Origin of the sequence: Vibrio gallaecicus (assembly GCF_024347495.1) — a bacterium.
GTDB classification, from domain to species: Bacteria; Pseudomonadota; Gammaproteobacteria; order Enterobacterales; family Vibrionaceae; genus Vibrio; species Vibrio gallaecicus.
In genome coordinates this window covers 1,663,616-1,679,161 of the sequence record NZ_AP025491.1, presented here as the reverse complement: position 1 = coordinate 1,679,161, position 15,546 = coordinate 1,663,616, and the positions used below count along the sequence as shown (strand labels likewise).

11 protein-coding genes are annotated in these 15,546 nt (G+C 43.0%); 1 reads left to right on the top strand and 10 read right to left on the bottom strand.

The features are described 5' to 3' along the window. Positions 1 to 11: 11 nt before the first annotated feature. The 10 genes from OCU78_RS22315 to OCU78_RS22270 form a co-directional block, all read right to left on the bottom strand. Positions 12 to 1,184, bottom strand: a complete 1,173-nt coding sequence (locus OCU78_RS22315) for a multidrug effflux MFS transporter (RefSeq protein WP_137371842.1) — start codon at positions 1,182 to 1,184, stop codon at positions 12 to 14. Further along, a complete protein-coding gene (soxR, locus tag OCU78_RS22310; RefSeq protein ID WP_137371841.1) occupies positions 1,184 to 1,648 on the bottom strand; it encodes a redox-sensitive transcriptional activator SoxR in 465 nt (154 codons plus the stop codon). Before soxR ends, OCU78_RS22315 begins: the two co-directional genes overlap by 1 nt. A gap of 227 nt (positions 1,649 to 1,875) precedes the next feature. Continuing rightward, complete coding sequence (locus OCU78_RS22305; RefSeq protein ID WP_137371840.1) at positions 1,876 to 3,303, bottom strand: NAD-dependent succinate-semialdehyde dehydrogenase; 1,428 nt, start codon at positions 3,301 to 3,303, stop codon at positions 1,876 to 1,878. A gap of 173 nt (positions 3,304 to 3,476) precedes the next feature. Then, positions 3,477 to 4,241: a Fe(3+) dicitrate ABC transporter ATP-binding protein FecE gene (gene fecE, locus OCU78_RS22300; RefSeq protein WP_137371839.1), complete on the bottom strand. Its 765-nt coding sequence runs from the start codon at positions 4,239 to 4,241 to the stop codon at positions 3,477 to 3,479. 2 nt (positions 4,242 to 4,243) lie between these two features. Continuing rightward, on the bottom strand, positions 4,244 to 5,215 hold the full coding sequence (locus tag OCU78_RS22295) for a FecCD family ABC transporter permease (protein WP_137371838.1): 972 nt from the start codon (positions 5,213 to 5,215) through the stop codon (positions 4,244 to 4,246). Continuing rightward, a complete protein-coding gene (locus OCU78_RS22290) occupies positions 5,212 to 6,213 on the bottom strand; it encodes a FecCD family ABC transporter permease (RefSeq protein ID WP_373367616.1) in 1,002 nt (333 codons plus the stop codon). Before OCU78_RS22290 ends, OCU78_RS22295 begins: the two co-directional genes overlap by 4 nt. A gap of 32 nt (positions 6,214 to 6,245) precedes the next feature. Then, the gene (locus OCU78_RS22285; RefSeq protein ID WP_240701684.1) at positions 6,246 to 7,187 is read right to left on the bottom strand and encodes a Fe(3+) dicitrate ABC transporter substrate-binding protein; all 942 of its coding nucleotides are present in this window, start codon (positions 7,185 to 7,187) and stop codon (positions 6,246 to 6,248) included. Between the two features lie 166 nt (positions 7,188 to 7,353). Next, on the bottom strand, positions 7,354 to 9,483 hold the full coding sequence (locus OCU78_RS22280; RefSeq protein WP_137371836.1) for a TonB-dependent receptor family protein: 2,130 nt from the start codon (positions 9,481 to 9,483) through the stop codon (positions 7,354 to 7,356). A 212-nt stretch (positions 9,484 to 9,695) separates the two neighbouring features. Further along, a complete protein-coding gene (locus tag OCU78_RS22275) occupies positions 9,696 to 11,678 on the bottom strand; it encodes a TonB-dependent receptor (protein WP_373367615.1) in 1,983 nt (660 codons plus the stop codon). Between the two features lie 371 nt (positions 11,679 to 12,049). Continuing rightward, on the bottom strand, positions 12,050 to 13,024 hold the full coding sequence (locus tag OCU78_RS22270) for an arginine deiminase-related protein (RefSeq protein WP_137371834.1): 975 nt from the start codon (positions 13,022 to 13,024) through the stop codon (positions 12,050 to 12,052). Positions 13,025 to 13,509: 485 nt separating this feature from the next. Between OCU78_RS22270 and OCU78_RS22265 the strand changes: the two genes are divergently transcribed. Continuing rightward, positions 13,510 to 15,360, top strand: coding sequence for an ABC transporter ATP-binding protein (locus OCU78_RS22265; RefSeq protein WP_137371833.1), 1,851 nt, complete (start codon positions 13,510 to 13,512; stop codon positions 15,358 to 15,360). The last annotated feature ends 186 nt before the right edge of the window (positions 15,361 to 15,546 follow it).

The following is a 15,546-nucleotide window of genomic DNA, read 5'->3' as shown; positions in this document are numbered from 1 at the left end:
CTCTTCATAAACTATGCTTCGCTGTTAAATCCGCGGAAAATGTTCATCAACGTAATCATGGTAAATACAATAATCACGAAGGATAAGTGCCACGCTTCACCTAAACCTAACTTCACCAATCCCATACTGACTAGCGATGACACCACCATTTGCCCGCCGCCCGACATCGCAGCCGCTGCGCCTGCATTTTTCTTATAAGGCTGCATGACTAATGCTTGTGCACAAGGCAAGGCAATACCGTTACCCAAAATCATTAGCAGTTGACCAAGCATCAGATACAAAGGTTCAACGGGGCATAAAAAGAACCACAGAGCCGCTGCTACATGCAAAACTGGCGTGCATAGCAGCATTTTCTTGCTACCTAAAATAGGGCGAAATCGATTACAAATACTGGTGCCGCCCAGCATACCCAACGCAGGAATCACCGCCCACATTGCATATTCATCTGAAGTCATTCCAATTTGATTTTGCATAATAAAAGGCATCACGGAAACCGTGGTGATCATTAAGCTAAAATTCAGCCAACCAATACTCGCAAAACTCATAAAGTAACGTGAGGTCAGCAGATCTTTGTATTGCAGCACCATATTCTTGACCGATGGAATACTTGAACGCTCAGTCACCGTTTCTTTAAAACGAAACGCAATCACCACCCACGCTAATGAGACATAACCAAACAAAGAGATGAACACCATACTCCAACCGAAGTGGAAGTTGATGAAACCGCCAAGCACAGGTGCAATTAAAGGAGTAATTGAGGCAGCCATAGCAATATAAGACATCGCAACAGGCAGTTCTGCACCACTGAAGCGATCACGCGTTGATGCCCTAGCAAGTACGGCGCAGCACCCTGTGCCTAACCCTTGCAGGAAACGCCCCATCACAATTCCAGTAAAGGAATCACTCAAAAAGATGATCATCAACAAACCGAGCAAAGCAATAAACAGCCCTGTCAGTAGCACTTTCTTACGCCCTAATGCGTCTGAAATAGGTCCGTAAATAAACTGAGAAGGTCCAAAGCCCAATAGATAAATACTGACAAGCAGTTGAGCTTCTTCAAGCGAGATAGAAAAGTCTTTCGCTATCCAAGGCAGTGACGGAAATACCAAACCCATGCTCAGTTGACCAACACTGATAATTAAGCAGGCTAAAAGAATGGTTCTAAATTGAAATGGGCGGCTCATTACTTACTGCCTTCGTCTTCAAATTCATCGACTAACCGCTGCGCACCATTTCCATTTTCATGCAGAATGTCTTCAGGGTTGAGTAAATGACATTTTTTCATGCTTAAGCAACCGCAACCTATACAGCCCGTTAAGTTATCACTCAAAGACTGGATTTGTTTCATTTTGGTATCGAGATCTTTTTGCCACTTCTTCGCGACCTTTTCCCAGTCTCGCTTAGTCGGTGTTTTGTTCATCGGTAAACTAGCAAGCTCAACCGTGATTTCCTCAAGCGTGAAACCGACAGATTGTGCGACTTGAATAAGAGCAATTCTACGCAGCATAGAGGTGTTATATCGACGTTGATTACCGTTGGTCCTTATCGACGAAATAAGATTCTTAGTTTCGTAAAAACGCAGAGCCGATGCCGCAACCCCACTTCTTTCTGAAAGTTGCCCTACGGTTAGGTAGTTATTATTTATCATGATGTTAAACCTAAAATACAACGATGAGGCGAATATAAAAAAGACATTAACTTGAAGTTAACTTTAATTATACACTATACGCCAACGGGCAAGTTTTATTCGAAGAATTAAACTAATTTCTTATATTGCCCTATTTATATTCGCTCATAAAAGGGCCTAACCGGTTTTGTATTCCCAATGATGCAGGATGACAAAATTGGGAATTATAAACATGAGTAAATAACGGATTAATTACCGCCAAAACATAAATACTTCACATCCAAATATTCATCGATGCCTTGTTTAGCACCTTCTCGCCCAATACCCGACTGCTTGATTCCACCAAAAGGGGCAACTTCTGTTGAAATGATCCCTTCATTAATCCCCACCATGCCATATTCCAACGCTTCAGCAATTTTCCATACTCGATGAATATTCTGACTATAAAAATACGCCGCTAAGCCGTAAATAGTGTCGTTAGCCATATGGATTAACTCTTCATCACTGTCAAAGCGCATGATTGGTGCCACAGGACCGAAGATCTCTTGCTGGACGATATCCATATCATGAGACACATTTCGAAGTACCACTGGCTGCATGAATAACCCAGGTAACGTTTGGATAGGAGTGACAGGAATTGCACCTTGCTCGATTGCTCGGTCAATTTTAGATTGGATACCCGTCTTTGCCGACTCACTAATCACGGGACCAATATTCACATCGTTTTCTAAGCCATTCCCTACTTTTAGCTTTTGCACCTCAGCATCTAACTTAGTCACAAAGGTGTCGTACACATTGCTGTGAATATAAAAGCGGTTCGCGCAGACACAAGTTTGCCCAGCATTACGAAATTTAGACGCCAGTGCGCCTTTTACCGCAGCATCAATATCTGCGTCTGCAAATACAATAAAGGGCGCATTGCCGCCTAGCTCCATGGAAGTACGTTTAATATCATGCGCACTTTGCTGCATTAACAGGCTTCCAACTCTAGTCGAACCGGTGAATGACAGTTTTCGTATCAATGGATGTGAAGTGAAAATATCTCCCACTTGAGGTGCTGTATTTCCTAACACTACTTTTATGACATCACGCGGAATGCCAGCTTGATAGGCCAATTCAACCACAGCAAACGCTGATAAGGGCGTCAGTTCTGAAGGCTTTACGATAAAGCTGCACCCAGCAGCCAATGCCGGAGCCGCTTTGCGAGTGATCATCGCAATAGGGAAATTCCAAGGAGTAATCGCACATGCAACGCCAATTGGTTGTTTGATGGTAACAAAGCGTTTATCACCAGAATGAGCGGGAATGGTTTCGCCATATGTTCGCTTAGCTTCTTCTGCAAACCATTCAATGAAACTTGCCCCATAGAGCACTTCACCTTGCGCTTCATGTAGTGGTTTACCTTGCTCTAAGGTCATTAAACGGCTTAAATCTTCTTGGCTCTCTAGCAGTAATTCAAACCAGCGTTGTAAAAACCCTGAACGAGTTTTCGCAGGTAGGGCTGCCCAGTCTTTTTGCGCCGTATGCGAACGCTCAATGTCAGCTTTTATTTCAGCGTCACTTGAAATTGGAGCATAACCGATAATGTCAGCAGTCGCGGGGTTGCTGACAGCAAGAGCACTGTCTGATTCTGTAACCATAAAAGACAGTAAGCTTTGGTTTTTTAACTGTTGCATACGAATACCTTTCGTTGTCTGACGTTCTTAGCATTAAGCAATTTTTCATACTTTAAACAAGCTTCATTCACTCATCATACTCGCTATAAACATCTCAATGACCGAAAAGTATCGAAATTTATTTATACCACTACGTCTATCTTGCCTCTCTACGTCTAGCTTCGACCTATCCCCTACACCGCAACACACATTGGAGTGCCGGAAACAGGATCGCTGAAGACTTTGGCTTTTAGATCGAAAACATCATTAAGTAATGATTCGGTAAAGACTTCTTCTGGTGATCCCTGTGTGACTAAGGCTCCTTGCGCTAGAACGATCAAATGGTCACAGTAGCGGCAAGCTTGATTTAAATCGTGCAACACCACAACAACGGTTTTGCCATTGTCGTTCATTTGCCTCATTAAGTTCATGAGTTCCACTTGATGGGACATATCCAAGTAAGTGGTCGGCTCATCCAGCATCACAATATCTGTATCTTGAGCCATCACCATTGCAATCCAAGCCCTTTGCCTTTGACCTCCAGATAGCGACTCAACCGGTTTATCTGCAAATTCCGCCACCCCTGTATCTAACATGGCTTGTTCAACGATCTTTTTATCTTCCTGATTCAGACGCCCCCAATGAGATAAATAAGGTGAGCGGCCGTACTCCACCAGCTTCCTAACAGTAATTCCTTCGGGGCTAACTAAGATTTGAGGCAATAGCGACAAAAAGCGAGCTAAAGATTTATCTTGATAACTGCTAATGGCTTTACCCTCAAACAGTACTTCCCCAGAAGACGGTTTATTTATACGCACCAAGGTTTTCAATAAGGTGGATTTGCCACAGCCATTAGGCCCTACAAGAGCCGTAATTTTCCCTTTAGGAATATTCAAAGACAAATCTTGAATGATGGTTTGCTTGCCGTACGCGACGGAAAGGTTCTGCGTTTGTAGCATGTTTACCAACCTCGATAACGATACAGTAGAAAGATGAAATACGGTGCGCCAATCACAGACGTTAATACACCTGCGGGTAGTTCAATTGGCGGCTGGATACCCCGAGCAAGGCCATCAGCGCAAACCACGAGTAAGGCACCGAGAATAGCGGCACTTGGGACTAAGAATTTATGATTATGACCAAACAACAAACGCGCTAAGTGAGGAGCAAGCAACCCAACAAAACTAATGGTACCCGCAACAGACACACTGACGCTGGCAAGCAAGACTGCTGCGATCAACGCCCATATTTGGATTTTTTTAGGAGCCACTCCAAGTGTTGTCGCACTTTCATCACCAAGTCCCATCACATCTAAACGCCACGCAAGCCAAAAAGCCAATGGCAGTAACAGAAGTAAAATGAACCAAATATAAGGGACTTGCTGCCAATTTCGCCCCCACAAACTGCCCGTTAACCAGACCATTGCAGTGTTAATTTCAACTGGATTGACGATCAATAAAAAATCGATGCCACTCGCGAGAAAGGCACTGACTGCAATACCAATTAAAGCAAGTCGAGCCGCTGTGGGTTTTGACCAATAAGCCAGTACCGCAATCAAACCTGCTGCAAATAAACCACCAAACATAGCAACAAAAGGAAGAAGTGATACGGGGGCATTAGGGAACAACACTAAACATGCAGTCGCCGCGAGCCCTGCACCAGCACTTATTCCCATGAGATCGGGGGACGCTAGCGGGTTACGGATAACCCCTTGAACTAAAACGCCCGAGAGCCCTAACCCCGCGCCGACACCAATCGCCAGTACCATTCGGGGTAAGCGATATTGGTGAATAACAAAATCGGTATTCGAGAAGGCAAAGAGATGATCGATCACTTGTCCAGAAGGCATTTGAGCAGCACCAGCGAAAAGCGTCGCAAAAGAAAACACAATCAATAGTGTCAATAAAGCCATCAACTTGGCGGTAAGGCTCATAAGGATCTCCTCACAGCAATAACAATGAAGCAAGGCGTCCCAAGTAATGCAGTAATTACGCCGACGGGGGTTTCTACCGGGAACGCAATCGAGCGAGATAGCGCATCAGACCACACGACCAATGCCGCTCCACTTAAAGCAGAAACAGGAATAAGCACGTGGTAATTATGACCGACTATTGGTCTCACTAAATGAGGGACAAGCAAACCGACAAAGCCAATAGGACCGGCTATCACCACGCAGCTTCCCACGAGCAAAACTATCGCGACTCCGCTGGCTAACCGAGTCATTGATACATTACTGCCTAGCCCAACAGCCACTTCTTCACCTAACGATAATAGATTCAAGTTGCGCGCTAAACCCATGGCTAAAATCAGCCCCAATAATGCTGGCGGCCAAAGCAGTTGCCATTGAGAAGCATCGACACTTGAAAGCGATCCTGTTAGCCAGTGCAGTACGCTGTAAGCCATGTCATCCGCTAAGATCACCGCAGCGCGAGTTAAACCAATAAGCAAAGCACTAACCGCAATTCCAGCTAAAACTAAACGTAGTGGGTGAAAGCGAGAAGAAAAAAAGCCGCCCAAAATCATGACTGTAATACCACTGAGCAGTGCACCTGTCACCGCATTTAAAACAGGGTTGATTTGGCTTAAAACTGGAACCCCGATAGAGGCAAGAGCCATAAAACATGCAGCACCAGCGTTGATACCAAGAATGGAGGGTGAAGCTAATGGGTTACGAGTGAGCCCTTGCATTAACACACCCGCAACAGCCAGACATGCTCCAATCATTAAGCCAGCATGAGCGCGTGGCGCACGAAGCGTTGCTAAAATCTGCTGTATCATATTGGCTTCATCAAAGTGGAACCAATACTGAAATAGGCTGTTTAATGTTAATGAAAAATTCGACCAACCCAGCATAGACGCGGCATAGCCGGAACAAGTAATGAACACCACCAAAACCGTAAAAGCGACGGTGCGCCAATGCGGCTTAACCATCGCTTTACCCTGTGTAAGAACAGACATATTCATTAGTGACCTAGTAAAGTCTCAAGCTCATGAGCAATTTCTTCAGCGGCAAGCATGCCACGATTTAAAGACCATAGTGCCGGAGACACTTCGACCACTTGCTCTTTTTTTGATGATTTTAGGATCTTGAATAAAGGGTTGTTTTTCCATTCATCCACAATATTGGGTTGTGAATAAGCACCAACCAACAGCCAATCAGGGTTTGTTTTTAATAAGAACTCAAAGCTTGTCGGTAGGTAGGCTTTACCTGAATGTAGATCTTCGGAAGGAGTTTTGTCTTCTTCCTGTTTAGCAAGAGGGCTTAAAATTCCAAGAGAACTTAACACCCCACCAGCGTAGGAAACAGGGCTATGAAGCCACATGCCTTTATCCGAAACGACTGCAAATTGAACCGTTTCTTTACTGACTAATCGGTTTTTGCTTTGAGCCATATGATGTTGATGCTGCTTTATACGCAGCGCCATTTTCACTTCTTTATCTAACGCAACGCCAATTTTTTGAGCCGATTCTAAGTTTTCTTCATATGTTTCACCTCGGCTTTTAAGCAATAAAGTCGGGGCAATGCGTTGTAGATCTTGATAAATAGTTCGGTGCCTTTCTGCATCTGCAATAATCAAATCAGGCTTCAATACCGCAATGGCTTCCAAGCTTGGCTGAGATCGCATACCAACGGATTGCCACTTACCAATTTTTGACCGAACAGAAGCAATCACCCGAGTTTCATCATTATCATCAGCCACTCCAATCGGCGACACTCCAACCGCAGCCAAAGCATCTACAAAAGAAAACTCAAGCACCACAATTCGTGTCGGTACTGACTCGATTTGAAACTGACCTTGTTCATCCTTTACCGTGCGTATTTCAGCACTCGAAAAAGGAGACAGCAACATCATTACAGCTCCGAAGATGGCATATACCCAGTTCCACTGTATTTTATTATTCATCTTTTCACATTCCATAACCTGATAAATTAACAGGTTTAAAAATTGATTCGCTTGTAAATTGATTAACTTACAAGTCAAAAAGCTGCCAACTCACATTCCATGCTCAGATTGGCAACTTCTTGAGATAACTTTGATTTAACTTTATTTATCTCTTATTTAACTAGAGTTAAAACTGGTAGTTAAGATCAAGCGTGTAAGAGCGTCCAGGTGCCGGATAGCGCCCAACAGGACTGGTATCAATTCCGCGGAAGTAATATTCCTCAGCAAAGAGGTTATTTACCGCAACATTCATACGTAACAGGTTGTTTTCATCTTTATAAAGATCTGTGCCTAAATTAAAGTTCCAGACCATGTAAGACGGTACTTTTCCTTTCGCTCCGGTTGCATCTTCTTCACTCGTATTTGCATTATCGGTATACGCATCACTGAAGTAGAAACCTGATAACGTTGTATCAATTTTGGTGAATGCGTAAGTGGCATCCCAACTAAGTTGATGCTGTGATGTATGAGGAAGTTGATTTCCCTTATTCGCACCGTCTTCTTCAAGGGTTGCATCTAGGAAGTTATAGCTTGCCCCTAAGCTTAACGCCTGCATAGATTCAGGAGTGTAACGACCAGACACTTCAATACCTTGGTGAAGTGTCTTACCAATGTTGTCAAAGGTTTGCGTTCCACTTTGCCACTGAAGTTGGTCTTTAAAATCAATGCGGTATAGCGCAACATTAAAGCTAGTGGATTGTTGAGTGTAACGCGCCCCTAATTCGTAGTTCCACGCAAGCTCACTGCCTTCTTCACCCAAGCCTCGGATGTACGCAATTTGCGGTGCTCTCAATGATTTCTGCGCGTTCGCATAGCTAACCCAATTTTCATTCAAGTGATAAGCAAGCGTTAAGCCTGGTAACCATTCCGTCACTTTGTTGTTCGCATTTTCACTCTTTCCAATGTCTTTAAATGCCATATCTATTGATTCATAGCGAACCCCAGGCGTGACTTTTAAAGTATCATTCAAGAAGCCAATTTCATTACTGATATAACCTGCGAAGGCATCCGTATCCAAGTGCCAATCACGTGGTGTTGCGGTTGCACCACCCGCAATAGGTGTTTGAGTTAATTTGTAGTCCACATCTTCATTAACGTAACGCGCACCAACAATCCAGTTTTGGCTCACGGATTTACCTTGACCGACATAAAGTGCCAATTTTGGCTCGATTCCGTATACATTGAATTCACGTGGGGACGTGCGAATATGAGTAGATGGCAAAGCTGGATCAGCCCAATGTCCACCTGCGCTATTAAAGCCCCATTGGAAGAAACGTTCCGACTTATGACCAAAAGTCAGTAGTTCAAACTCAGCACCATCGGCAATATCTAAATCATGAAGATATTTAAGGCTCCAACGTGTAGATTGCCCTTGGTATTCGTCATAAGGGCGTTTAGATTGAGTGCGATCTTGCTTGTAGTCATCAGGCGATAATGCCCCAGGCATTTGAGTATCGGCATCGTAACGCTGAATAAAAGCTTGTAACTCTTGTGTATCACTCAGTAACCACTGAACTTTTGCTTGGAAGTTCTTAACGTCCGTATCGGAATGATCTCTGAAGCTTTCTCCCTTTAAGAAGTTACCCTCAAGCTGTAAAGCTAAGCTGTCCGTTAACCAGCCGCCGGTTCTCAAGTAAAAATCATTAAGAGGTGTATCACCGTCTTCAAATACCGTTAATCGGTTACTGATCTCTGTCTGCCATTGGTGAGGAATCGGCTTTGTGACTAAGTTAATGACACCCCCAACGTTGTTTGGTCCGTATTGAACTGCAGCACCACCGCGAACAATATCAATCCTTTCAAGCATAGAAAGTGTCGCTGGGAAAATGGATTGCCCAGTATGACCATATGGAGCCAAAGTGAGTGGCACGCCATCCATCAAGAACTGAGCATGACCACTTCGGCTTGCTTTTAAACCTCTAACTGAAATATTAGGCAAGACTCCAGTGCCCGTTTCATCTTGCACTTTGATGCCTGGAACGCTTTGCAAAGCAGAATCAATAGAATGAGCCGCAGTTTTTTCAATTTGTTCACTGGTCAGTACCGTACGAGCACCAGGGTACTCACGGACATCTTCCACTTGAGAGTTGCCGATAACACTTGCGGTAACCACCACCGTTTCCATCGCCGTCACATTGTCATTCGAGTTAGACGCCGCGAGAGCGTTCATCGAAGTGGCAGACATAACCGCAATGCTTAAAAAACTAAGACGCGGAAAATGATTACGTAATGCACCATCCAAATTCTGGTTAGACATGGGAATCCTTAAAGAAAATTAGGCGACTTAATTGTTTTTTTAAGTCGCCATAAAAAATTAAGACTCATATTGAGTAATAAGATAAAAATGAATAATTTCGATAACAAGCTGTAAACGCTTGTTTATTTTCGAGTTTTCATGGGCAAGCTATTGATGAAACTCTAGTATTTATGGAGCTCCAGTATTGATAGCTCTTTATTATTGATAAAGAGCTAGAATTGATATCCGTAACTCAACATGAATTCGACAGGAGCACCGTAACCAATCTGATTCAGACCCGACTTGCCATTCGTTGCACCCAAAATGTATTTTTCGTCAAATAGGTTATAAACGTTGGCTTGTATTTTGTGTGATCCAGTGGTGTAAGCCGTCATCAGATCAACCGTGGTGTAATCGCCGAGAGCTACCGCTTCATCGTTACCTGAATAACGGTCACCTACATATTTCACCCCACCACCAAGACGCCAGTTGTCATCCAGTTGGTAAGTGCTCCAAAGTGAAAACAGGTGGTCAGACACATCATTTGGCTTTTTACCTGTATCTTTGTCTTCCGCATCTAAGTAGCTATAACCCACAGAGATGTCCCACTCTTCCGTGATTTTTCCTCGGGCTTCAAGTTCTAGACCTTGGTGACGAGCTTCAATTTTGGCAATCACATCCCCATCAGTATTCGTTTGAGGTTGCTCTTGATCGATTTGGAAAATAGCGGCGTTAAGCATTAAAGCGTTATCAAGAAGGTAGGCTTTGGCTCCCACTTCCTTTAAATCTGTTTGGAAGAACTCTGCCAATTTGGGGTTAATGTAAATCCCTGAATAAGGCAACTGCCATGAACGCGCTAAGCTGCCGTAAACCGAAACATCATCACTAATTCGGTACACCAAACCGGCGCGATAACTTACTTTATCGTCATCTAAGTTTTCTTTTTCAGCACCGGCTTTTTGTTGTTCAAGATCCATGGAGTCATAACGCACATTACCGATCAGCGATAAATCACCTAAGGTATAAACGTCTTGAATATAAATGCCTGTGGTAGTGGTCGTGTTATCACGGAATGGTTTGAAGCCAGGGTCTGGAGTTGGTCCCACTACTGGATCATAAATATCTTTAGGAGGAAGAGTTTTATCACTCGCCAACGTTAAGTCGATATTGATCTGATTGTAATCCGCGCCAATCATCAGTTGGTTATCGCTGGTTTCCCATACCAATTCTGATTGGAGGGTGGTGGTGGTGCGGGGATCATAACCAAAGTTATTGACCGTTTGTGAGACTTCACCTGCGGTAACTGTCCCTTGGCGTGTACCTTTCTGCTCTAATTCTATATGGCTGTATGATGCTCGGTTATTCCACACCCAATCTTGATTCAACTGCCATTCATAATTGACCGCTAGACGTAAACTATCAGACTTTTGATAATCATTGGTGCCGCCATAGAAAGTATCAACGGGTACATCGACTGGCTTACCATTATGTGACGGAACGCCACGGTATGGCACCAATTCTTGATGAGCATATTCCACATCAATATCAATGATATGGTTTTGAGCGGGTAAGAAACGAAGAGTCGGTGCAATGAAGAAGTCATTCGAATCAACGTGATCAACGTATGAGTCTCCTTCGCGATACTCTAGATTCACACGTCCGTTGACCTTATCTGAAAAGGAAAATGAGCTATCGACTTGGCCAACATACTGGCTATTACTGCCAACACTGCCATTAACATGGGTAAACGTGTCACCATTCGCACGCTTGGTGACTAAGTTGATAATACCGCCCGCAGAACCTCTTCCATATAAAGCGCCTGCTGCGCCTTTAACCACTTCGACTCGTTCAATATTGGCTAAACTGCGGTAGGATTGAAGCGTACCGTCGTCACGCATGCCATCTCGGTACATATCATTTAAAGCATCAAAGCCACGAATGACAAATTGATCTCGGCTTCCTTCGCCCAGCGTGTTATTCACCCCAGCAACGCCGTCAAGTGCATCCACTAGACGTACCGCGCCTCGGTCTTCCATTTCAGTTTTTGTCACTACCGATACAGATTGCGGAACGTCTAACCACTCGACATCTGTTTTCGTTCCCGATTGCGGCATATGCTCAGCATAGCCCTCATATTGATGCCCATAGACTTGCATGGTCTCAACGTCAGACTCTTGGCTAGAAGTCCCTGTATTCGCAAAGGCATAAGTCGTCATAACAAGAGTAGAAAATGAAGCTTTAATTGCTAAAGAGAGAAAGCTCTTAGTGGGTAATAATGTAGTCATTCTTAATTCCATTTTAGGCTGTAAAAACCAACGGATGAGAATAAGAACAAATATCATTTATATTTGCAATAGATATTTTGTGGTTATTTATACATCAGAAATATGAAACCAAGCTAGTAATAAATCTAACAATATAAATAGATGAAAATAAGAGTAAAAAATTATTGGAGAATGAGGTTAGGAGCTAAGAAGTAGAAGTAGAAGTGTCAATTTCCACAGAGACAACTGCTTTAGTAAAAATAAACTCTACTAAAGCAAAAGTCGATCATATGAAAAGCTATCGCATAAAATGGGGAGTGGTATTAAAGTTGATTGACTCTGGTAGGCAAGAATACTTCACCTAGCATGCAACGAACACTACCACCGCCAATGTCTTCAATCGTTTTTACGTTGAAAGGCAGCAACTTTCCGTGAGTCGATAATTGCGCGAGCTGTGCGGGTGAAAAGGCATCGTAAGCTGACTGAGACATAGCAATAACTTTATCTCCGTTGATCGTCTCTAACTGTAAAATATTGCCACAAAAACGGTTCATTTGATCTAAAGAGATAGAGATCACTTGCTTATCTTTCGCTAAAGATTTAATCACAAAACGTCTTTCGAACTCAGGAATGACTTCATCACAAATTACGCAGAAATTGTCACCTATCGCCATCATTACGTTGGTATGGTAGATCGGGTGCCCTGAAGGCAAAGCAGTTTGAAAAGACACAACACGATTGTAGCCAATACGTTTGGCATAATCTTCTAGCACTTCACGATCACAACGTTGCGACAGTGCAGCATAAATCGTTTTATTGATGTGATCGATCACCATCACACCTGTGCTTTCCAAATAAGCGCCTTCTTTAAGGTAAGACTCAAGAGACTCCACTTGGTTAACAATACGACCAGACTCTTCCAGTGCGGTAACTAATGCATCAGGCTTAACTTCTTGCTGGCGGTTTTCACAAGCCATAGGAAACGTATACAAACTGCCATCAGAACATGAACTAAACCAATTATTAGGGAATACGGCATCAGGAGTTTCAACATCAGACTCAGGGTAATCAAACTCTACAACTTGCACACCTTCTTTACGCAATAACATCACCATGGTTTTAAACTCATCCATAGTCTGTTGTTTCACTTCAGCTTCACTTAAATTCACTTGATGCTGAAATTCATTATCGCGCGCGGTTTCTTCATTAAAACGAAACTCTTTAGGTGGCACCATAACAACGCAGTTAGCATTTTGAACGTTGGTAACATGCAGTGGTTTTTTATGTAGGCTTAACATCTGGACTATCCCCCTCATTTAACTAACGAGAATTGTAAACAAGATGTTACGTTAAAATTCACTGAAATCGCAGCTATTTTCCCTTCTACAACGTTTTTTTACTGACTAATAAGTAAATAGCCGTAATTTTAACTGTTGTTTGAACCGCATTTAACATTACTAGGATGTTAACAACTCATTTATCAAGATAAACTAAATGTGTAAAAGCATTGATCTGGTTACATTTTAATCCAATAAACGGTAGGATTATAAAATCAGCAGCATAACGGACAGAGTCACGCGGTATCTCTTCTAATTTTCAAGCAAACTCCCTGTTTATTATAACGAAAACTTAACCCAGCACTTTTCTCGCCATCACAGCGAGAACACTAAACTTTTAACATTTAGATCGGCATTCAGATATGTAACGTCACAGAGTATATAAAAGAAATAACAACAAAAATGGCTTTAAGCACTCATGAATGAGGCTTTGTAAGGAAACCTATATGTATAAGAAATTTGAAAGCTTCACCGAAGCTTTCCCTAAGGATGAGCCAATACAACCGCCTAGCGGGATATTGGCATTTTGTCGACATTACACCAAAGGCTTTGAAAAACCGTTAATTATCCTTGGCTTAATGAGCATGGCAATTGCGGTTATTGAAGTATCATTATTCGGCTTTATGGGACAACTTGTTGATTGGCTATCGACAAGCAACCCAGAAACTTTCTTAGCAGATAACCAATCAACCCTAATTGGCTTGGGTGTGTTGCTGCTAATCATTATGCCGGTGACCATCGCGATTTATTCATTGCTTCTTCACCAAACATTGCTTGGTAATTACCCAATGGCAATTCGATGGTTGGCTCACCGCTACCTTCTGAAGCAAAGCTTATCTTTTTACCAAGATGACTTTGCAGGGCGAATAGCAACAAAAGTAATGCAAACATCGCTGGCTGTGCGTGAAACGGTCATGAAAATGGTCGATGTGTTTGTCTATGTGATTGTCTACTTCACTGCCATGATTTTCATGTTAGCTGAAGCAGATTGGCGCTTAATGGCTCCAATGCTTATCTGGCTATTCATTTATATTAGTATTCAGCTGCATTATGTACCGAAACTAAAAGACGTATCTTCAGAGCAAGCAGATGCCCGTTCATTAATGACAGGGCGCATTGTAGATAGCTACACCAACATCGCTACAGTGAAGCTTTTCTCTCATAGTAAGCGAGAAACCGAATACGCTGAAGAAGGCATGGAAGGTTTCTTAGATACTGTGCATAGACAAATGCGCTTAGTTACAGCCTTTAATATTTGGGTAGAGATTGCGAACTATCTACTGGTATTCAGTATTGCTGCCATTTCTATCATGTTATGGATGGACAGCGCGATTAGTGTCGGTTCAATTGCCATTGCGATCAGTTTAGCGCTGCGTATTAATGGCATGTCGAAGTGGATCATGTGGGAAATTGGTGGGCTTTTTGAAAACCTTGGTACCGTAATTGATGGTATTAAGACCTTATCTAAGCCAGTCGATATTTTAGATAAACCTGACGCTAAACCACTTACCGTTCCACAAGGTGGTATCACTTTTGATAACGTCAGTTTCAACTACGGTGAGAATAAAGGTGTCATCAATAACCTAAACTTAGACATCAAACCTGGTGAAAAGGTTGGATTAGTTGGGCGTTCAGGGGCGGGTAAATCTACCCTTGTAAACTTGCTAATGCGTTTCCATGATGTTGAAAGTGGTGAGATTCGCATTGATGACCAAGTGATTTCATCGGTGACACAGGACTCACTACGCAGCAAGATTGGCATGGTGACACAAGATACCTCATTGCTGCACCGTTCAATTAAAGACAATATTCTTTATGGCAATCCAGATGCGACCGACGAACAACTGTATGCCGCAACTAAGCAAGCCCATGCTCACGAGTTTGTGGAAACTCTGACCGACCCGTTTGGTAATGTTGGTTATGATGCTCAAGTCGGCGAGCGCGGCGTGAAGCTTTCTGGTGGCCAACGTCAACGAATTGCCATTTCACGTGTATTACTGAAAAACGCACCTTTGTTGATACTTGATGAAGCTACTTCAGCCCTCGATTCAGAAGTTGAAGCTGCTATCCAAGAAAGTTTGATTGAACTGATGGAAGGCAAAACGGTTATTGCAATTGCACACCGCCTATCAACCATTGCTGCAATGGATCGTTTGATCGTACTTGACCAAGGTAACATTGTTGAACAAGGTAGCCATAAAGAGATAATCAGCCAAGATGGTATCTATGCTCAATTATGGGCCCACCAAACAGGTGGCTTCATTGGCGACGATTTAGGACAAGAAAAAGAAGATTAAAAATATTGGTTACAAAACATGCGATTCACTTCACTCTTTGTAGGCCAGTAATTGCAAAGCAGCTATAGCAAAACGACATGTTGTAACATTATAATCACACAATAAACCAAGACGCTTCGCTTGCGCGTTTCTGGAATAAGGCTAGACTTCGGGGGGAGGCTAGCCTTGCTTTTACCTACCACCTCA

Excerpts from the sequence above, each read along its gene's own strand:
- OCU78_RS22315 (WP_137371842.1), bottom strand. The coding sequence starts at position 1,184 with ATGAGCCGCCCATTTCAATTTAGAACCATTCTTTTAGCCTGCTTAATT.
- soxR (WP_137371841.1), bottom strand. The coding sequence starts at position 1,648 with ATGATAAATAATAACTACCTAACCGTAGGGCAACTTTCAGAAAGAAGT.
- OCU78_RS22305 (WP_137371840.1), bottom strand. The coding sequence starts at position 3,303 with ATGCAACAGTTAAAAAACCAAAGCTTACTGTCTTTTATGGTTACAGAA.
- fecE (WP_137371839.1), bottom strand. The coding sequence starts at position 4,241 with ATGCTACAAACGCAGAACCTTTCCGTCGCGTACGGCAAGCAAACCATC.
- OCU78_RS22295 (WP_137371838.1), bottom strand. The coding sequence starts at position 5,215 with ATGAGCCTTACCGCCAAGTTGATGGCTTTATTGACACTATTGATTGTG.
- OCU78_RS22290 (WP_373367616.1), bottom strand. The coding sequence starts at position 6,213 with ATGGTTAAGCCGCATTGGCGCACCGTCGCTTTTACGGTTTTGGTGGTG.
- OCU78_RS22285 (WP_240701684.1), bottom strand. The coding sequence starts at position 7,187 with ATGAATAATAAAATACAGTGGAACTGGGTATATGCCATCTTCGGAGCT.
- OCU78_RS22280 (WP_137371836.1), bottom strand. The coding sequence starts at position 9,483 with ATGTCTAACCAGAATTTGGATGGTGCATTACGTAATCATTTTCCGCGT.
- OCU78_RS22275 (WP_373367615.1), bottom strand. The coding sequence starts at position 11,678 with ATGACGACTTATGCCTTTGCGAATACAGGGACTTCTAGCCAAGAGTCT.
- OCU78_RS22270 (WP_137371834.1), bottom strand. The coding sequence starts at position 13,024 with ATGTTAAGCCTACATAAAAAACCACTGCATGTTACCAACGTTCAAAAT.
- OCU78_RS22265 (WP_137371833.1), top strand. The coding sequence starts at position 13,510 with ATGTATAAGAAATTTGAAAGCTTCACCGAAGCTTTCCCTAAGGATGAG.